Below are 18,690 nucleotides of genomic sequence, written 5' to 3' on the forward strand. Positions count from 1 at the left end.
GGTAAAACTCACCTACCGTCGGAACAGGATCGGGTCACCCGGCTGGCAAAGATATAGCCCTGATTGCGGATGGTTTTGATCAGGCGGGGTTCCTTGCAATCCGGTTCGATCTTTTTGCGCAAACGGGCAATCTGGACGTCAATGCTGCGGTCAAACGCCGGGGCATCATTGCTGTGGATCAGGTCCATCAACTGGTCGCGGGTCAATACCCGGTTCGGCCGTTCGACAAAGGCGCGCAGCAGGGCAAATTCGGTGCTGGACAGGTGCGGTTGCTCGCCATTCGGGGTCAGCAGGGATACCCGGTCGAGGTCAAGGGTGAAGCCTTCGAAAAAGAAGGCGTTCAGGGTCGTCTCTTCTTTCGGCGGGATGGCCGATGCCACAGGCGTCGCCGGTGTCAGGCGGCGGAACAGGCTGCGAACGCGGGCGACCAGTTCGCGCGGATCAAAGGGCTTGCACAGATAGTCGTCGGCCCCGACCTCAAGACCCACGATCCGTTCGACCGGCGCAATCCGCCCGCTGAGGATGATCAGGCCCAAAGAGGGCGCCAGAGCCTTGAGCTGGGATGTCAGGGCGATGCCGTCCCCATCGGGCAGGCCAAGGTCCAGAATGACAATATCCGGCGGGGAGGTGCTGACCCGTTGCCGGGCTTGTTCGGCGCGGGAGACGTGATCTGCGTCAAAGCCGCCATCACTCAGACAGTCCAGTACCAGTTCAGCAACGAAGGCATCGTCTTCCACAACCAAGACACGGCAGCGATTGGCCTCTGGCGCTGTCATGACGCGACCTCCCTGTACCGGTACCCTCATCAAGAGCCGACCCATCCTAACGGCTAGAGTACACTTGGAGCAAGGTACCTATCGTTTTATGCTAATCCATACGGAGCACGACGGGCAAGCACGGGATGAGCCAGAGACCTCCTTTTCGGAAAAGAAGTATGGCACGCGGCATTATCCATGAATAACAAGACAGTATGCATGGATTTGTCTCGGGAAGAGCTGCAGGGGGCAGCGGAGGAAATGATACTTTCCGCCGATTCTTCCCCCCTGCTGGTCGCGGGGGTAAGGGAGTCTCAGCCAGCCAGCGAACTGTGGCGTTCGATCTCGACCCCCACCGAGGCGGCATCCTCGAACACGTCGAGCTTTTCCACCCGCACCCGGGCAGTGCGGACGCGTGGGTCCTGCAGGCACATCGATGCCACCCGCTCGGCCAGGGTTTCGACCAGATTGGTGTGCCCGTCCTGTGCGATGGCGCGGATGCGTTTGACGATCTGCTCGTAACACACCACGTCATCAATGGATTCGCTGGTCAGTGCATCGACGCCTTCGCGCACGGCGAGATCGACATTGAATCGGACACGCTGCGGCTCTTCGTGTTCGTGGTCATAGATACCGACCGAGCAGACCTGAACCAGATCACGCACAAAGACATGGCGCAGGGACTGGTTGGCATCGGCCAGAGCCGGGGCGCCGTCGCGCCCGACCGGACGCAGAGGGGCAAGAACAGAGGTGGTCTTCATGATGGAGCGGGGTTCTCCGTTAGAGCCGTGAGCGCAAAAGTGGTTCCGGTTTTGCGCGCTATCACTGCGACAGATCAAAAGGTTGGACCTGCGTGCCTGCGTCACGTTTAACGCACGCTGGTCCAAGCGGTGCGACTGAAGGCGGCTTACTCGGCCAGCGCCTCATCTTCGGGGCTTGCCGGCGACCAACACAGATGCTGTCCACCGTCAAGGGCTATCATTTGGCCTGTCATCGACGGGCTCGCAACAAGAAACCGCACGGTCTGGGCGATTTCTGCCGGTGAGGTGCCCCGCGCCAGGGGCATGCGGGCTTCCTGTGCGGCGAACTGGGCGGCTGTCTGCCGACTGCTGGGCAAGGCCGGGCCGGGGCCGATGGCATTGACCCGGATGCGCGGAGCCAAAGCAAGGGCAAGGGTTTGCGTCAGGGTCCACAGCCCGGCCTTTGACAGGGTATAGGTGGTGAAGTGGGGCGTCAGGTTCCAGACACGCTGATCAATCAGGTTGATGATCACTCCGCTGTGGTCGTCGGGCAGGTGGGCGGCCATCTGCTGGGATAAAACGAAGGGAGCCCGCAGATTCGCCTCCATGTGGCGGTCCCAGCTTTCCCGCGTGGCATCCTGTGCCGAGTCGTGTTCAAACAGGCTGGCATTGTTGATCAGCACCCCGACCGGTCCCAGCGCGGCGACCACCTGCGGGATCAGCGGCTGGACCTCGGCCTCGCGGGTCAGGTCAGCGCAAACCACCATCGCCCGCCCACCGTCAGAGCGGATCTCTGTCGCCAGCGCTTCGGCCTCGTCCCGCGACTGGTGGCAGTGCAGGGCCACCTGATACCCGGCCTGAGCCAGATCAAGGGCGATCGCCCGGCCAATCCGTTTGGCCGCACCGGTGATCAGGGCGGTACGGGGAAGCGGCAAGGGGTCGGACAGGGACAACAGGGACGGCGGCAGGGCGGTGGACACCAGTCAGGCTCCCGGGGTGGCGAACAGGGTGATGGGCAACAAACGGCGTCTTCTATAGCACGGAAATGCAAAACGGCGGACTCCTGAACGCAGGAGTCCGCCGCCGCACAGGGTCAAAGCCCCGGACCATGACGTGGAGAGATCACATCACATACCCTACCCCCCGGCTGCCCCCGGTGGTTGGTGCCGTGCAGTCTAGCGGGCAGGGGGGTGTCTGGAAACCTTGCCAGAAGTTCTAAGCCAAAGGGGCACCCGGTTGTGTCCGGAAACGGCCGCACCGATAAAAAGTGATCACTTTTCTTGACAGATCAGGGGCGAGCAGGAACACTCATATAACGTTCAACAGTAATGGAGACGTTCAGGTGTCAGATTCTCGCGGCCATACCGGCTTTGACGTGGATTCCAACAAGCCCCGTGCCCTTCAGGTTTCCCCTGCGGCCCCTGCCGCCGAGCCGTCCGGCCAGCCTCCCGGTCCGGGAGGCCCCGAAGCCCCCTTCGGGCGCAGCGATGAAATGACTGCCCTGCTCGCCAAATATCCCGACACGGCCCATGTGGACGCCCTGTTCTTTGACCTGTGCAGTCTGGTCCGCGGCAAGCGCTATCCGGTGCTGGATGCCGACAAGCTGTTTGAAGACGGCATGTTGATCCCCTATTCGGCATGGCTGCTGGATGCCACCGGTGACTGTTCCGACCCCGGCGGGCGCGGCTACTCCGATGGCGACCCGGACGGAGTGGTCCGCCCGGTGGCCGGCACGCTGGCCCCGGTGCCATGGTCGCCGGTGCCGTCGGCACAGGTGATGTGTTCGCTGGACGAAGACCTTGATGGTCCGGTGGTGGACCCTCGCAACGTCCTGCGGCGCGTCGAACGGCAGATGAACCGGGCCGGGATGTTCCCGGTGGTGGCACTGGAGCTTGAGTTTTACCTGATCGATCAGGCCGAACGCAGCCCGGATGGCTCGCCGTTGCCGCCTCTGAACCCCGATACCAAACAGCGTGACAAGTCCAATCAGGTCTATGGCATGACCGAGCTGGATGACTATGCCGAATTCCTGCGCGACGTTGAGTCCGCCTGCGTGGCGCAGAGTGTTCCGGCCTATACCGCCACCAGCGAAAATGCCCCCGGGCAGTTTGAAATCAACCTCAAACACACCGATTCCGCCGTGCGGGCTGCCGACCATGCTGCCCTGCTGGCCAATATCGTCGAGCGCGTGGCCAACATGCATGGCTTCAAGGCCACCTTCATGGCCAAGCCCTATGTCGATATGGCCGGGAACGGTTTGCACATTCACCTCAGCGTGCTGGATGCCGACGGCAACAATATCTTTGACGACGGTACGCCGCAGGGGTCGCCGTCGCTGCGCTGGGCCATCGGTGGCCTGATGGAAGCGATGCCGGAATCGATGGCGCTGTTTGCCCCCAACGTGAACGCCTATCGCCGCTATGCCCCGAACAACTATGTGCCGGTGAAACGGGCATGGGGGGTGAACAACCGCTCGGTGGCCTTCCGCATTCCCGGTGGTCCGGGGACTGCGCGCCGTCTGGAACATCGCGTCTGCGGTGCCAGCGCCAACCCCTATCTGGCGTTGGCGGCAGTGTTGGCCGGGGCGTGCTGGGGGATGGAAAACAAGCTGGACCCCGGCCCGGCGGTGACCGGCAACGCCTGTGAACAGATGGACCCCGGCGTGCCGTGGACGTTCCGCGCGGCGCTGGCCCGGCTGGAAAAGGCGCACATCCTGCCGAATTATCTGGGGGCCGATTACCTGCACCTGTACAGCGAGACCAAATGGGCCGAGCTGGAAAAGTTCCAGGCGGTGATCTCGCCGCACGAGTACCTGTGGTACCTGTAACAGTCTGGTAATACGATGAAAAAGGGGAACGCTCTGGCGACAGGCGTTCTCCTTTTTGCGTCATCAGCATACTGTCCGTGCTGCCGTCACCAAAAAGTCACTTGCATTATGAAAGTATCATTCCTACGGTAGCGGGATGGAACATACCCGCTTTCATAACCATCCGTGCCCTACCGCCCGCGCCCTTGATTGCGTCGGGGACTGGTGGAGCATCCTGATCCTGCGAGACGCCTTTCGCGGTCTCAGCCGGTTTGATGAGTTCCAGAAAAGCCTGGGGATTGCTCCGAACATTCTGACCCGTCGCCTTGCCCATCTGTGCGAGCGCGGCGTGCTGGAAAAGCGCCCCTACCAGACCCGACCCGTCCGCCACGGCTATCATCTGACCGGGATGGGGTCTTCCTTTTTCCCGGTTCTGATTGCTTTGGCGTCGTGGGGGATGCAGCATATTCCGCCCAACGGGCCCGAATGGCGCGTGATTGACCGCGCGTCCGGGGCCGCGGTGGATGCCATCATCATCAATGCCGCCACCGGCCAACCGCTAACCCCCGACCGGGTGGCCGTGCAGTTTCCTGCCGAGGCGGACTCATCTCTTTGTGTCGAGGAACCAAGTCCATGAGCCTTCCCCGTCTGGTCGTTACCGGCCTTGGCGTTGTCTCGCCGCTGGGCTGCGGCAGTGAAATTGTCTGGCAACGCCTGTTGGCGGGGCGATCCGGGATTACCTCCCTGCCGCCGGAGATGGTGGCCGATATGGCGGTCAGTGTCGGCGGACGTGTTCCGGCGATTGCGGATGACCCGGACGCCGGATTTGACCCGGATCGGTCGATCACCCCGAAAGAACAAAAGAAAATGGATCGCTTCATCCATTTCGCCATGGCGGCGGCGGATGAGGCACTGGCGCAGGCCGGTTGGGCTCCGATCACCGCCGAAGGGCAGGAACGGACGGCAACGGTGATTGCCTCGGGGATTGGCGGTTTTCCGGCAATGAACGAGGCGGTTGCCATTTGTACCGAAAAGGGGCCGCGTCGAGTCTCGCCGTTTACCATCCCGTCGTTTCTGGTCAATCTGGCCGCCGGGCAAGTGTCGATCAAGCACGGCTTCAAGGGACCGTTGGGGGCGCCAGTGACCGCCTGCGCCGCCGGGGTGCAGGCCATCGGTGACGCCGCCCGCCTGATTCGCAGCGGCGAGGCTGACATTGCCGTCTGTGGCGGGGCCGAAGCCTCGATCACCCGCGTGGCACTGGCTGGCTTTGCCGCCGCCCGCGCCCTGTCAACCGGTTGGGGCCATGCGCCGGAACAGGCATCGCGCCCGTTCGATCAGGGCCGCGACGGTTTTGTGATGGGCGAAGGCGCCGGGATGCTGGTCATTGAACGGCTGGATCACGCGCTGGCCCGTGGGGCGACTCCGATTGCCGAACTGGTCGGCTACGGCACCAGTGCCGATGCCTATCACATGACCGCCGGGCCGGAAGATGGCAATGGCGCGCGCCGGGCAATGGAAGCCGCCTTGCGGCAGGCCGGGATCACCCCCGATCAGGTGCAGCACCTTAATGCCCATGCCACCTCGACGCCGGTCGGTGACAAAGGCGAGCTGGCGGCAATCAGCACCCTGTTCGGGCGTGGAGCTGGTCCGGCGATTGCCTCGACCAAATCGGCCACCGGCCATCTGCTGGGGGCTGCCGGCGGGATCGAAGCGATCTTTACCGTGCTGGCCCTGCGCGATCAAATTGCCCCGATGACGCTGAACCTCGACACTCCGGATGCCGATGCCGACGGGCTGGACATGGTGCGCGGGGCTCCGCGTCCGATGGCGATGGACTACGCGCTGTCGAACGGCTTTGGCTTTGGTGGGGTGAATGCCAGTGTGCTGTTCCGCCGCTGGCAGGGAGCGTAAGTACACAGAAAAAGGGCCGCGCTGGTAAACAGGGCGGCCCTTTTTCTTGATGACGGGATGGGCACTCAGAACAGATGCCCGCCCTTGACCGCCTTGGTGCGCAGATAAGACAGGTTGTGCACGTTGGACTGGAAGACGTGCGGCACCCGTTCGCTGACCGTTACCCCGTGGCGGGCCAGAGCCTCGACCTTCAGCGGGTTGTTGGTCATCAGGCGCACACTGTCAAAGCCCAGTTGGCGCAGCATTTCGGCGGCGGGCTGATAGATGCGCTCGTCGTCATCAAAGCCAAGTTGCCCGTTGGCATCCAGCGTATCAAAGCCGCTATCCTGAAGCTGATAGGCGCGCAGCTTGTTGACCAGCCCGATACCGCGGCCTTCCTGCGCCAGATACAGCAGCACACCGGCACCCGCTTCGGAGATCGACAGGATGGCACCGCGCAACTGGTCGCCACAGTCACAGCGCAATGACCCCAGCAAATCGCCGGTGAAGCATTCCGAGTGCAGGCGGGCCAGTACCGGCTTGCCCGCTTCGGGGGTGCCGATGACGATTGCCAGATGCTCGATGCCGCCATCGGCCGGGCGGAAGGCGATGATGCGGGTGTTTTCAGCGCCTTCCAGCGGAACACGGGCCTCGCCGACCTGACGCAGGGTGCGGGCGGCGGTTTCGTGGTAGCCGGTGATGGCGGTGGCGGCCACGGCGGGGATGGAGCGTTCCTGCGCCCAGCCTTCGGCGGTCTGCCCGGCGGGCAGGGTCAGCGGCACCACGATGGCGGCAGGCAGCAGGCGGGCCAGCTTGGTCAGGATGACTGCCGCTTCGTCCGGCTCGCCAGCCTCGACGGCTTCGGCCAGACAGCCATCCGGCAATATCGGCGGCGGATTGTTGCTGTTGATCGCCGCCGCCGGGTCCGACAACACGGCGACCAGCGTTTCCTCGACCGGCTGTGGGATGGTCAGCGCCACCACGCCCGCGCCCTGACGGGTCTGCGGATAGTCGCCTGGAACACCGATCACCGACGCCCGGCGCGCGGTGATGATCAGGCGGGCAGAGGCCTGCGCCATGCCTTCCAGGCGGTCGAGCAAACCGGCATCTGCCGCTTCGGCAGCGCCAACCAGCAGGGTGCGCTGGGGGCTGTAAATCACCGCCACACCACCCCGGCGGAGTTCCGAACCAGCACGATCGACCGCCACCAGCGGTGCTGTCAGCGAAGAATCTGTCATGGTCCCGGTCGCCGCATCAGAGGAAAGAGAGTCTGTCATGGGATGGCGTTATACTCTGGCAACAGGTCGGTGCGCAACGCACAGGACAGGCGGAACACCGCATTCCGGCAAAGATTTTTTCTCGGCAAAGCTCTTGCCGAAAGTCAAAATCCTACCCATAGCCATGCGGCGATGGTACTAACGTTTTCCATTCCCCTTTGCCGGAGGCCCAGGACATGGCAGCGCGCCGTATCCTGCTTATTGAAGATGATGACCTGCTGCGCCGCTCGCTGGTTGAGCAAATGAGCATGCAGGATGAGATCGGCGAGATCGTCGAAGCGCCGACCGGTGCTGCCGGTCTGGACGCCGCCGGGGCCGGTTCGGTACCGTTTGATCTGGTGTTGCTGGATCTGGGCTTGCCGGATCTGGACGGGCGCGATGTCTGTCGCAGCCTGCGGGCGCAGGGCGTCCGCTGCCCAGTGATCATGCTGACCGCATCCGACAGTGACCGCGACACCATCACCGGACTGGAAGCCGGGGCCAACGATTACGTCACCAAGCCGTTCCGGCTGGCGGTGCTGATGGCACGGGTCAAGGCGCACATCCGTCAGCATGAACAGTCCGATGATGCAGTGTTTGCCATCGGGCCGTACCGCTTTACGCCAGCGGTGAAGATGCTGATTGATGAAGCCAGCAACCGCAAGATTCGCCTGACCGAAAAGGAAACGGCGATCCTGAAGTACCTGTACCGGATGGGGACGGTGGTCGACCGCGATACCTTGCTGGGTGAGGTGTGGGGCTACAACGCGGCGGTTTCGACCCACACGCTGGAAACCCACGTTTACCGCCTGCGCCAGAAGATCGAGGCCGACCCCGGCAATGCTGCCTTGCTGGTGACCGAAAGCGGCGGGTATCGGCTGCGGGCCTGAGTCTGCCCGGAGCATGCTGCCTGAGGCGTGCGGCATGCTCCGGAACACGGCGTTCTTACGAGGCGATGCCGAGCAGGCGGGACAGCGCGCTCAGACCTTCGCCGCCCGTCCAGCCGTCAACCACACCGGCAATCCCCAGCAGGATGAACACCACGGCAGCGACCGTGCGCACCAGCCCCAGCGGCAGGCGGGTGGCGGCGACTTCGCCCAGCAGGATGGCCGGAACATTGGCCAGCATCATCCCGACGGTGGTGCCAGCCGTCACCCACAGGACGGAGTGATAGTTGGCCGCCAGGGCAATGGTCGCCACCTGCGTCTTGTCGCCGATTTCGACCAGAAAGAAGGCAATCAGGGTTGCGACAAAGGCACCATGGCCGGTGCTGCCGGGGGCGTCGTCGTCGGCCTTGTCGGGAACGAGAATCCACGCCGCCATGGCGATGAACAAAACGCCGAGGATGATCTTGAAGGTATCACCGCCCAGCCAGCCCTCTCCCAGCCACGAGGCCAGCAGGGTTCCCATCCACGCCGCCAAAGCATGGTTGGCGAGGGTGGCAAACAACACGCCAAAGATGATCGGAACCGGTTTGCGATAACGGGCGGCCAGCAGCAAGGCCAGCAATTGGGTCTTGTCGCCGATTTCGGCAACGGCAACTACCCCGGCGGAAACGAGAAATGCGTCCATGAATCCTGTCGTGCGGGGCCGGGCCGTCCTGACCATTGGCGTGCCAAGTGGCCCGGCCCCGCTGGGACAGGCTCGGCACAGCCAAAAGTCTCGCTAAACCCGGAACCCTGTCCTGACAGGGCTGAAGTGGGTCGGATGCGCCATGGTCCACAGCGGTCGCCGTGGTCCAAGTTTGTTGACGCACCCCCTTCTTGACGCGAAGGAAGCTACTCCCCAATGACAGGCGGACAATAAAAAGCGCCCGGCCGGAAGGCAAGGCGCTTTTTCATCTGGCACGAAAGAAACTCAGGCAGGGTTACTGTCCAGCCGCTACGGCCTGCGCATGGGCCGAGGTCGGGGCGGCGCGTTCGCGGATCGGCAGATGGACGACGGTGGCAAACAGCCCCAGCGCAATCGAAATCCACCACATCAGGTCATAGCTGTGGCTCTGGGCATAAAACTTGCCACCCAGCCAGACCCCCAGAAAGGCCCCGACCTGATGGGAAAAGAACACGATACCGAACAGCATCCCCATGTGGCGCGGCCCGAACATCACCGCCACCAGTCCCGAGGTCGGCGGTACGGTGGACAGCCAGAACAGTCCCATCGCTCCGGCAAAGGCCAGCGTGCTCCACGAGGTGACCGGGACGCTGATGAACAGCATGATCGCCACCACCCGGCCAAAATAGATCGCCGACAGCAACCAGCGGCGCGGCCAGCGCCCGGCCAGCACTCCGGCGCCATAGGCTCCGATGACGTTGAACAGGCCGATCATGCTCAGTGACCAGGCGGCGAGTCCCGGATCGGCGCCGTTATCGGCCAGATAGGCCGGCAAGTGGACGGTGATGAACGCCACATGGAAGCCACAGACAAAGAATCCGGCGGTCAGCAGCAGGTAACTGGGATGGCGCAGGGCGACCTTCATCGCGGCGATAAAGCGTTCTTCGTGAATCACCGCCCCGACTTGCAGGGCGCTTTCGCGTTCCTTGGGCGGCGAGGCCAGCGCCGTGGCCAGCAACGGCACCAGCGCCACCCCAAAGGCCAGAATCACCAGCGCCGCCTGCCAGCCATAGACATCAATGAACTGCTGTCCCAGCGGGGCAAAGGTGAACTGTCCCAGACTGCCGGAGGCGGTGGCGAGACCAGTGGCGGTCGAGCGCCACGAGGTCGGCAGCAGGCGGGTAAAACCAGCAATCACAATGGCAAACGCCGCCCCGGACAGCCCCAGACCGACCATTACCCCTGCGCCCAGATGCAACAGCAGCGGATCGGTGGCGGTGGCGGTCAGCACCACCCCGGCGGCATAGAGCATGCCCCCCCCGGCCAGCACCCGCGCTGCGCCAAAGCGGTCGGCCAGTGCCCCGGCAAACGGCTGCCCCAGTCCCCACAACAGGTTTTGCAGGGCAATCGAAAAGGCAAACACTTCCCGGCCCCAGCCACGGGTCATCGACAACGGGGTGACGCACAGCCCGTAATCCGACCGGACGCCAAAGGTCACCATCGAAATAAGACAGCCACACAGGACAATCACCCACGGGGTGCGCCAGCCATGGCTGGCAGGCTCCTTTTGAACGAACGATGTTTGATCGGGCTGGCTCATCGGGTTGGTCGTCCTCATCATACAGGGGCCTTCTTTTGTGGTCGCAGGCCCGATTACACGACAGTTTACAGAAGGACGAAACAAAGCGCGACGACAGCTTTCTTATCCGCAGGGTTAGAAAATATATGCCAAAAACGACTCTTTTTACCGGCCCCCAAGCGGGCAGGCCCCCTGTTGCCACCTTTTTTCATCGCGCCAGCCAAAACGCTGTGCTAGAGGATGATCCGACTTTCCCCGCTGGCAGTTTGACAAGCATCGATGAACTTTCTGGATTTCGAAAAGCCGATTGCAGAGCTTGAAGGCAAGATCGCTGATCTGCGCCACATGAGCGATGGCGACGGCATCAACATCGCTGAAGAAGTCTCCCGCCTCCAGCAGAAGGTGGAACGACGCATCCGGGAAACCTATGCCAAGCTGACGCCGTGGCAAAAGACCCAGGTCGCCCGTCATCCGGACCGTCCGCACTGTCTGGATTACATCAAGGCGCTGATCACCGAGTTCATGCCGCTGGCGGGCGACCGCTCGTTCGGCGAGGATTCCGCCGTCATCGGTGGGATCGGCCGGTTCAAGGGCCGCTCGGTGATGGTGATCGGGCTGGAAAAGGGCCACGACACCGAAAGCCGTGTGAAGCACAACTTCGGCATGGCCCGCCCGGAAGGCTACCGCAAGGCTCGCCGCCTGATGGAAATGGCCGACCGCTTTGGTCTGCCGATCCTGACGCTGGTCGATACCGCCGGGGCCTATCCCGGTGTGGGTGCCGAAGAACGTGGTCAGGCCGAAGCCATCGCCCGTTCCATCGAGGCCTGCCTGCGCGTCAAGGTGCCGCTGATCTCGGTGGTGATCGGTGAAGGCGGTTCAGGCGGGGCGATTGCCCTGGCTGCGGGCAACGTGATCGTGATGCTGGAACACAGCATCTATTCGGTGATCTCGCCGGAAGGCTGCGCCTCGATCCTGTGGCGTTCGGGCGATCAGGCCCAGTCCGCCGCCGAAGCCCTGCGCCTGACCGCGCAGGACCTGAAGCGCCTGAACGTGATCGACGAAATCGTCCCCGAGCCGCTGGGCGGTGCCCACCGCTCACGCGACGCCGCCATGCAGGCGGTCGGCGAAGCGATCGAGCGTCACCTGAGCCAGATGGTGAAGGAAAAGCCCGACGTGCTGCGCACCCGCCGCCGCGAAAAGTTCCTGGCAATGGGGCGGAACGGTCTGGAATAAACAGGCCGTCGAGCAGGGTATGAAGAAACCGGACAGTCCTCACGGGCTGTCCGGTTTTTGTTTGTGGGGAATGCAAGACCATGCAGACCCGGCTGCCCCCATTCTGCCATCTTCACATTAAACATACCTTATTTTAAACCCTTTTTGCGGGTAATCTCCCAGTGTCAAGCAGGTTTTATTGCTCGGGAAATGCTCTCTGTCGTGTCGCTTGCTGCTGGTTCCAGGCTTTCATTTGCCAATGAGTGGAGGCAGCAGCAGGCACAGAGTCGGCTTTCTTTCCTGACATGACCTACCAGCGGGATGTACCGGGATATACCGATGGGCATCGTCTTGCTCGATGCCGAGGTGATGTAAAGATAACTTGGGGGTGAGGAAAATGAGCGTCGTCCGCTATGCATGTCGGGTTGGACTGGTTGTTGCCACCTGTTCGCTTTTCGCTCCTTTGGCGCTGGCGAAAGATGGTGATGGGAACCGTTCACATTCGCCTAATATAGCAAGCATTATTTATAGTAATAATATAAAAAGTACGCGTTTGTATGAGGACGGCAAGTATCAAGAGGCATTGACGCTGGCCGAGTATACTTTGAAGAAAGCGGAAGCTGAACTTGGCGAGAATGATCGAAATACCCTGACCAGCCTCCAGAATTTGGCAGTTTTTTACGGAACCCTGAATCGCTATGAAGAGGCTGCGGCCATGAGCGAAAAAGCTCTGGCGGCGAGAGAGCGCACATTGGGCCATGACGCGCCTGACACCATAAAAAGCATGAACAATCTGGCATATATTTACAGTAAGCTCGGTCGCGATAAAGAGTCTGAGCAACTGTATCTGCGGTCCATAGATTTAATGAAGGGAGATATTAGCCGTTACAAAGAAAAGATCGAAGATAATGTGCGGGCACTAGGGATAATGTATGAAAGCGCTGGCCGCTATGATGATGCTGAAAATATTTACACAATAGTAAATAATGAAAAATTTGAGCCAAATGGCGATATAAACAACATGTATTTTGAGCATGACATGTATTCTGCTGATTTGTATACGAAACAGGGGCGCTATGGTGAAGCGGAGGTTCTCTATGATCAGATGTATGATAAATATGGGAAAGGTCTCCTGCATCATGATCCATTGTCGATGTGGGTCTTAAGAAGTTTGTCGACGTTTTATTACAAGATGGCCCGCTATCAAGAGGCCGAAGTCCTGGCCTTGCGGGTTCTGGAGGAGAGCGAGAGGCAATCCGCGTTTCTGCTCCCTGAATTCAGGGAACAGGACCGTGAGTATCGCCGTAACTCGCCCGCAACTTTGAGATATGTTATTGATTTGGCACATATTTATGTGGCCGAGGGGCGTCTTGACGAGGCTGAAAAGCTGTATCAGCGAGCCCTCAAGAGGTATAAGGACGACAAGGTCGAATCTGTCTACATCACTGCCTATCTGGAAAATGTCCATCGAAAGCAGGGGCGCCCCTCTCATCTCGAACAGGCATTGAGAGCAGCTCTGGCGTTGAATGAACGCAGGTTTGGGCGGGAAGCCCAGAGCACTCTGAGCTGGGTCAATCGTCTGGCGCGCTTTTATCGTGAAGAGGGCCAGCCTCAGAAGGCCAAACCTTTATACGAACGAGCGCTGGAAGGGGCGGAGCGTGTGCTGGGGCACCATAACCCTGTCACACTGGATGGCCTTGACGGTCTGGCGTACGTCTATCAGAGCGAAGGGCGCCTTGATCAGGCCGAAGCACTGTATGTGCGAGCGGTTGGCTCGCGCGAGCGTGTGCTGGGAAGCAATCACCCTGACACGCAGGAGAGCCTGAAGGGGTTGGTCAGCTTGTATCAAGGCCAGGGGCGCGCTGCCGATGCCGAACAGCTCCTGAAGCGTTTTCCGCAACGACACGGTGGCAAGAGGTAGAGCATTGTGCGAAAAGTGGGAACCGGTTTTCGCAAAAACAATGTGGCAGAACAAAAGGTTAGAGCAGCGTTCCCGTGTCCGGTCAGAGTACACGACAGTTTGAAAACAAGAGCGGGCTGCCGACCGGACCTGCTCGGGGCCTGAGGCCCCGAACCCCAATTTTTTCTTTTACAATCAAAGGCATGGGGTCTGGGGCCTGAAGGCCCCGGCGAGGTGTGGAGCAGCGCTCCACGTCCTTGTTCCCAAACTATCGGGTACTGTGACGTCCGGTTTAACCTACGCCGATCTGGCGACCACTCAGGGCGTGCAAAGCGCCACAGTGGAGTTGATTACCTTGATCCCCTGCACGTCCTGCAACGGCAAAATATAGACATCAGGCGGCTTGCCTTTCTGGCTTTCATAGCCGGGGTACACGTACAAGGCCTTGCGGTCCATGAACAGCTTGCGCAGGCAGGTACTGGTGGCTTTCTCACCGAGCAGTTCGGCGGCGGCGGAGTCCTTTTTAAGGCTCAGCACGACGCGGGGAAAATTCTGGTATCCCTTGTCCACCAGCCAGTGAACCTGCTTGATGGCACGATCGGCTCCCAACCGGGCGGCCCCGGTGATCCCGCCAGCGGCCAGCATGACCAGCATCAGCGCCAACCCCAGCCGAAACATCGCTGTCGGTCGCCAGAGGATCAGGAACGAGGCTGCGATCAGGGCAACAATCAGCCCGCAGAGCAACAAAATCTGCCAACCATCGCGGAAGACCCACACCGCATAGGCGAGAATGCTTTCCTGTGCCAGACCATCCATGGCCGACAGGTTGAGGCCAAATTCGGCAAAGAAACGGTCAGCGTAGGACCATCCGGCAATCCAGATCATCGCCACGACGGTTGCAACCAGAAAGCCACTCTCCAGCAGGGGTTTGAGCACATCGGCCATCGTGCGCGTTGCCGCAGCCGGTGGCTGGTCCGGCGGTCCGGGCGGGTCTGCCGGTGGGGGGGAAGATGTGTCGGGAGAGGTCATGGCTTTTGCAGTCCTCGCGGGATGTCATTATCCTCGCCCCCAGTCGGCAGAGGATCGCAAGGGTTGCAGCTGAGCTTTCCTTCGGCGAGGCGGGTAAAAGTATCTGGTTTTTCAATGGAAGCCCGCTCGTTGCTGTGCAGCGGGTCTATGCGGCAGGCAACATCCTCGCGATTCTGCCCCGGAATGGGCTGGGCATCACAGCCGTAATAGACGATGGAGCCGCTGTCCGGGTGTTGCAGGCAGAAACACTGCCCTGCCGCTGTGGCGGGGGTGTTGATGAGATTGGTGGACAGCAGGAGACAGGCAGCCAAGCCCGGCAGAAGGGGTGCGAAATAACCTTTGGATGTTTTCATGATTGCCATACCCCATACAAGATAGTACCCCTGCTACATCTCATGAATTTATTGTCATGGAAAGAAAACTTTAAGGTGGGGGCGGGGATGCGTGCTGATCGTTGGTTCAGGGTGTTGGCTCTGGGGTGCACCCTCCTTGCTACTCCGGCTTTGGCTGGTGATGCGGTGGATGACATCAGGCAGGCCAATGCACAGGTTGTTGCGCTCTATCGGGCTGGACAATATCAGCAAGGGGTGGTGCTGGCGGAGGCCACCCTGAAAAAGGCCGAGGCTGAACTGGGGCCGGAGCATTCTGGTACGCTGGCCGTAGTCAACAGCCTGGCTAGGCTGTATCAGAGACAAGGCCGCTACGGTGATGCCGAGAAATTATTTTGGCGGGCAGAGAAGGGAATGGAGAGCGTATTGGGGCTAATGCATCCCGACACTCTGGTCATCATCAATAATTTGGCAGGACTTTATCAGAGTACAGGACGCTACAGTTATGCGGAGTCACTATATCAGTCGATGCTGGAGGCACAGGAGCGTGTTCTTGGCCGAGAGCATCCAGATACGCTGACTACAGTCAACAATCTGGCAGGCCTGTATGAAGACCAAGGTCGCTACGGCGATGCCGAGCCGCTGCACCAGCGGGCGCTGGAGGTGCGGGAGCGAGTGCTTGGTCGCGAGCACCCCGAGACTCTGACCAGTGTCAACGATCTGGCAGGTCTTTACGTAAGCCAAGGCCGCTACGGCGATGCCGAGCCGCTGTACAAGCGGGCGTTGGAGGCGCGGGAGCGTGTTTCGGGGCGGGAGCATCCGGCTACGCTGAGCAGCGTCAACAATCTGGCGTTTCTCTATCAGAGCCAAGGCCGCTACAGCGATGCCGAGCGGCTGTACCAGCGGGCGCTGGAGGTGCGGGAGCGAGTGCTTGGTCGCGAGCATCCCAAGACTCTGACCAGTGCCAACAATTTGGCAGGCCTCTACAACAGCCAAGGCCGCTACGGCGATGCCGAGCGGCTGTACCGGCGAGCGCTGGAGGCGCGGGAGCGTATTCTGGGCCGCGAGCATCCGGATACGTTGGGCAGCGTCAACAATCTGGCAGGCCTTTACAGGAGCCAAGGCCGCTACGGCGAGGCCGAGCTGCTGTACCAGCGGGTACTGGAGGCGAGTGAGCGTGTTCTTGGCCGAGAGCATCCGGATACGCTGGGCAGTGTCAACAATCTGGCTGATATTTATGAGAGCCAAGGCCGCTATGGCGATGCTGAGGCATTGTTCTTACGAGTGCTCGGTGCCATGGGGCATATACTCGGTCGTGAGCATCCCAGCACCTTGACCACCACCAGTAATCTGGCAGGCTTGTATGATAGCCAAGGCCGTTACGGTGATGCTGAACAACTATACCAGAGAGTGTTAGATGTGCGAGAGCGTGTTCTGGGGCGCGAGCATCCAGGTACGCTGATCAGCCTCAATAATTTAGCAGCGATTTATGTAAAACAGAGCCGCGATGGCGATGCTGAGCCGCTGTTCCTGCGGGTATTGGAAGTGCAGGAGCGTGTTCTTGGCCGCGAGCACCCGGATACGCTGAGCAGCGTCAACAATCTGGCATCTCTTTATGAGAGCCAAGGCCGCTATGGCGATGCCGAGCCGCTGTTCCAGCGGGTGCTGGAGGCGAGTGAGCGTGTTCTTGGCCGAGAGCATCCGGATACGCTGATCAGCGTCAACAATCTGGCTGCTCTGTATGATAGCCAAGGCCGCTACAGCGATGCCGAGCCGCTGTTCCAGCGGGCGTTGGAGGTGCGGGAGCGTGTTCTGGGCCGCGAGCATCCGGATACACTGAGCAGCGTCAACAATCTGGCTGCTCTGTATGATAGCCAAGGCCGCTACGGCGATGCCGAGCCGCTGTACCAGCGGGCGCTGGAGGCGCGGGAGCGTGTTCTGGGGCGCGATCATCCGGATACGATTGGTGTTCGGATCAATCAGGCGATGCTGTTCCTCCAGACACACCGAGCAGATGAAGCGCTGGCGGCCTTTCGGACTGTGGATAGCGATCTGTCCTCCTGGCTCGGCATTCAAACCCGTACCACCCGTTCCGATGCCATTCGGCGGCAACTGCTGGCCCAAAACAGTGGCGCCCAGAACGTCGTTTTCAGCCTTGCCGTCGCCAAGGGTGATCTAACCGCAGTGCAATTTGCCGCTGACTTGACACTGCGCTGGAAAAAACGGCTGGCCCCCGATGATGCGCGGTTGAACGCCTTGGCGCGGCAGAGTCCTGACCCTCAGGTGGCCGAGGCGGTCAAGGCCCTTGGTAACAGTCGTGGTCAGTTGTCAAACGCTGCGCTCAATCCCGATCTCTCGTCTGCGCAAAAGGAAAATCTGCGCAAGCAGTATGAAGAGGCTGAAGCCAAACTGCGGGCCTTGTTACCGGCTTACCGGACCTTTCAGACAGCACAAGATGCGACCAGTGCGGAGGTACAGGCAAAGCTGCCTGTCGGGGCGGCCCTGATCGAATACCGCTTTTTCAAGCCATATGATTTTGACGCCCGAGAGTTCGGGGACCAGCACCTGTTGGCGGTGGTGATCCGGCCCGATGGGGCACCGACCGTGCATGATCTTGGCGATGCACAGGCGATCAACAGTCTGGTCAACGGGATCATTGACCCGCAACAGGATGCCGCATCGTTCCACAGCAACGCGCGGCAGGGCTATGGCCGGCTGCTGGCCCCCTTGCAGGCTGTGCTGAAGGACGTCAAGACGGTATACATCGCCCCGGATGGCCTGTTGCACATGATGCCCTTTGATATCCTGACGGCCCCCGACGGGAAGATGATGATCCAGAAAATGCCGGTTCACATGGTGCAAACCGGCCGGGATCTGGTGGCGACCCCGTCAGCTGAGACCGCCACGGGACTGGTGGCGGTGGGGGATGTTGACTTTGGCCCCATACCGCCCGAAGAGGAACAGAAAACACAGGTGATGCTCTTTGACCCACTGGAGAAGAGTGGCTCCGAAGTTGAAAAGATTGCGGGGCGTTATGAAACATACCGCGACGGCGAGTCCCGCACCCTGCTGAGGGATACGGGGGCTACCGAAACGGCGCTGCGCTCCCTGCCGCAGCCTCCTCGTGTCCTGCACCTTGCCACCCATGCCTATTACTCGGATGCGGGCACCATGGCGGATGATCCATTGCTGCAATCGGGCATTGCCTTGTCCGGAGCGAACCTCAACGCCAGCAAGAATGCGCCGATAACGCAGGACAACGGCATTCTGCATGCATCGGAAGCGCAGACACTGAACCTGTCGGGGACGGAACTGGTGGTCCTGTCCGCCTGTGACAGTGGCAAGGGGGCGGTGGATTACTCGGAAGGGCTGGAGGGCTTGCCCCGGGCCTTGTATGTCGCCGGGGCGAAGAACGTTCTGGTGGCCCTGTGGCCGATTTATGACGGGCGGACGCGGGACTTCATGTTCGACTTTTACCGGGCCTGGCTGGGGCAGGAGCACAGCGACCCGGCAGCCGCCTTGCGGCAGACCAAGCTGCAGTCCCTTGAAAAAGCGGGCCAGCGCCCGAGTGGTCTCCCTGCATGGGCAGCGTTTGTCCTGTTTGAAGGGGCGGGGGCGAGCGGAAGATGATGCGGCTGATGAC

The 18,690-nt window shown here is 61.0% G+C and carries 15 protein-coding genes and 1 riboswitch; of the genes, 7 read left to right on the forward strand and 8 right to left on the reverse strand.

From position 1 onward, the window contains the following. Positions 1 to 8 precede the first annotated feature (8 nt). The 3 genes from BW995_RS07120 to BW995_RS07130 form a co-directional block, all read right to left on the reverse strand. Complete coding sequence (locus BW995_RS07120) at positions 9 to 776, reverse strand: response regulator transcription factor (RefSeq protein WP_076399458.1); 768 nt, start codon at positions 774 to 776, stop codon at positions 9 to 11. 293 nt (positions 777 to 1,069) lie between these two features. After that, positions 1,070 to 1,516 carry a dihydroneopterin aldolase gene (gene folB / locus BW995_RS07125; protein ID WP_076399459.1) on the reverse strand — a complete coding sequence of 149 codons (447 nt, stop codon included), beginning with the start codon at positions 1,514 to 1,516 and terminating at the stop codon, positions 1,070 to 1,072. 146 nt (positions 1,517 to 1,662) lie between these two features. Beyond that, a complete protein-coding gene (locus tag BW995_RS07130; protein ID WP_245821315.1) occupies positions 1,663 to 2,475 on the reverse strand; it encodes an SDR family oxidoreductase in 813 nt (270 codons plus the stop codon). Positions 2,476 to 2,837: 362 nt separating this feature from the next. Here BW995_RS07130 and BW995_RS07135 point away from each other — a divergent pair, with 362 nt between their 5' ends. The 3 genes from BW995_RS07135 (at position 2,838) to fabF (ending at position 6,212) form a co-directional block, all read left to right on the forward strand. Further along, complete coding sequence (locus BW995_RS07135) at positions 2,838 to 4,322, forward strand: glutamine synthetase family protein (RefSeq protein ID WP_245821317.1); 1,485 nt, start codon at positions 2,838 to 2,840, stop codon at positions 4,320 to 4,322. Between the two features lie 136 nt (positions 4,323 to 4,458). After that, complete coding sequence (locus BW995_RS07140; RefSeq protein WP_076399460.1) at positions 4,459 to 4,938, forward strand: winged helix-turn-helix transcriptional regulator; 480 nt, start codon at positions 4,459 to 4,461, stop codon at positions 4,936 to 4,938. Next, a complete protein-coding gene (gene fabF, locus BW995_RS07145) occupies positions 4,935 to 6,212 on the forward strand; it encodes a beta-ketoacyl-ACP synthase II (RefSeq protein WP_076399461.1) in 1,278 nt (425 codons plus the stop codon). Before BW995_RS07140 ends, fabF begins: the two co-directional genes overlap by 4 nt. Positions 6,213 to 6,277: 65 nt before the next feature. On the opposite strand, the gene ribA is transcribed toward fabF, so the two are convergent. Further along, on the reverse strand, positions 6,278 to 7,429 hold the full coding sequence (gene ribA, locus BW995_RS07150) for a GTP cyclohydrolase II (RefSeq protein WP_175617009.1): 1,152 nt from the start codon (positions 7,427 to 7,429) through the stop codon (positions 6,278 to 6,280). A gap of 215 nt (positions 7,430 to 7,644) precedes the next feature. Here ribA and BW995_RS07155 point away from each other — a divergent pair, with 215 nt between their 5' ends. Continuing rightward, positions 7,645 to 8,337 carry a response regulator transcription factor gene (locus BW995_RS07155; RefSeq protein WP_076399463.1) on the forward strand — a complete coding sequence of 231 codons (693 nt, stop codon included), beginning with the start codon at positions 7,645 to 7,647 and terminating at the stop codon, positions 8,335 to 8,337. 55 nt (positions 8,338 to 8,392) lie between these two features. On the opposite strand, the gene BW995_RS07160 is transcribed toward BW995_RS07155, so the two are convergent. Beyond that, entirely contained in the window at positions 8,393 to 9,019 is a 627-nt protein-coding gene (locus BW995_RS07160; protein WP_076399464.1) for a TMEM165/GDT1 family protein, read from the reverse strand. 70 nt (positions 9,020 to 9,089) lie between these two features. Continuing rightward, positions 9,090 to 9,246, reverse strand: a riboswitch (yybP-ykoY riboswitch). 68 nt (positions 9,247 to 9,314) lie between these two features. Beyond that, complete coding sequence (locus tag BW995_RS07165) at positions 9,315 to 10,619, reverse strand: MFS transporter (protein WP_245821319.1); 1,305 nt, start codon at positions 10,617 to 10,619, stop codon at positions 9,315 to 9,317. 237 nt (positions 10,620 to 10,856) lie between these two features. On the opposite strand from BW995_RS07165, the gene BW995_RS07170 reads away from it, so the two are divergent. Both BW995_RS07170 and BW995_RS07175 read left to right on the forward strand, forming a co-directional pair. Continuing rightward, a complete protein-coding gene (locus tag BW995_RS07170; protein ID WP_076399466.1) occupies positions 10,857 to 11,810 on the forward strand; it encodes an acetyl-CoA carboxylase carboxyltransferase subunit alpha in 954 nt (317 codons plus the stop codon). Between the two features lie 376 nt (positions 11,811 to 12,186). Further along, positions 12,187 to 13,710: a tetratricopeptide repeat protein gene (locus tag BW995_RS07175; RefSeq protein WP_139332801.1), complete on the forward strand. Its 1,524-nt coding sequence runs from the start codon at positions 12,187 to 12,189 to the stop codon at positions 13,708 to 13,710. Between the two features lie 297 nt (positions 13,711 to 14,007). Here the strand turns inward: BW995_RS07175 and BW995_RS07180 are convergent, their stop codons facing one another. Continuing rightward, complete coding sequence (locus BW995_RS07180; protein WP_139332802.1) at positions 14,008 to 14,718, reverse strand: hypothetical protein; 711 nt, start codon at positions 14,716 to 14,718, stop codon at positions 14,008 to 14,010. Continuing rightward, the gene (locus tag BW995_RS20740; protein WP_175617010.1) at positions 14,715 to 15,071 is read right to left on the reverse strand and encodes a hypothetical protein; all 357 of its coding nucleotides are present in this window, start codon (positions 15,069 to 15,071) and stop codon (positions 14,715 to 14,717) included. The genes BW995_RS07180 and BW995_RS20740 overlap by 4 nt, the downstream gene beginning before the upstream one ends. Positions 15,072 to 15,158: 87 nt before the next feature. Here BW995_RS20740 and BW995_RS07190 point away from each other — a divergent pair, with 87 nt between their 5' ends. After that, positions 15,159 to 18,677, forward strand: a complete 3,519-nt coding sequence (locus BW995_RS07190; RefSeq protein WP_076399470.1) for a CHAT domain-containing protein — start codon at positions 15,159 to 15,161, stop codon at positions 18,675 to 18,677. Positions 18,678 to 18,690 lie beyond the last annotated feature (13 nt).

It is taken from the genome of Insolitispirillum peregrinum (genome assembly GCF_900156605.1).
Taxonomy (GTDB): domain Bacteria; phylum Pseudomonadota; class Alphaproteobacteria; order Rhodospirillales; family Rhodospirillaceae; genus Insolitispirillum; species Insolitispirillum peregrinum.

Coding starts and splice junctions, on each gene's coding strand:
- BW995_RS07155 (WP_076399463.1), top strand. CDS start 7,645: ATGGCAGCGCGCCGTATCCTGCTTATTGAAGATGATGACCTGCTGCGC.
- BW995_RS07190 (WP_076399470.1), top strand. CDS start 15,159: ATGCGTGCTGATCGTTGGTTCAGGGTGTTGGCTCTGGGGTGCACCCTC.
- BW995_RS07180 (WP_139332802.1), bottom strand. CDS start 14,718: ATGACCTCTCCCGACACATCTTCCCCCCCACCGGCAGACCCGCCCGGA.
- BW995_RS07140 (WP_076399460.1), top strand. CDS start 4,459: ATGGAACATACCCGCTTTCATAACCATCCGTGCCCTACCGCCCGCGCC.
- BW995_RS07165 (WP_245821319.1), bottom strand. CDS start 10,619: ATGATGAGGACGACCAACCCGATGAGCCAGCCCGATCAAACATCGTTC.
- BW995_RS20740 (WP_175617010.1), bottom strand. CDS start 15,071: ATGAAAACATCCAAAGGTTATTTCGCACCCCTTCTGCCGGGCTTGGCT.
- BW995_RS07160 (WP_076399464.1), bottom strand. CDS start 9,019: ATGGACGCATTTCTCGTTTCCGCCGGGGTAGTTGCCGTTGCCGAAATC.
- folB (WP_076399459.1), bottom strand. CDS start 1,516: ATGAAGACCACCTCTGTTCTTGCCCCTCTGCGTCCGGTCGGGCGCGAC.
- BW995_RS07120 (WP_076399458.1), bottom strand. CDS start 776: ATGACAGCGCCAGAGGCCAATCGCTGCCGTGTCTTGGTTGTGGAAGAC.
- BW995_RS07170 (WP_076399466.1), top strand. CDS start 10,857: ATGAACTTTCTGGATTTCGAAAAGCCGATTGCAGAGCTTGAAGGCAAG.
- BW995_RS07175 (WP_139332801.1), top strand. CDS start 12,187: ATGAGCGTCGTCCGCTATGCATGTCGGGTTGGACTGGTTGTTGCCACC.
- fabF (WP_076399461.1), top strand. CDS start 4,935: ATGAGCCTTCCCCGTCTGGTCGTTACCGGCCTTGGCGTTGTCTCGCCG.
- ribA (WP_175617009.1), bottom strand. CDS start 7,429: ATGACAGATTCTTCGCTGACAGCACCGCTGGTGGCGGTCGATCGTGCT.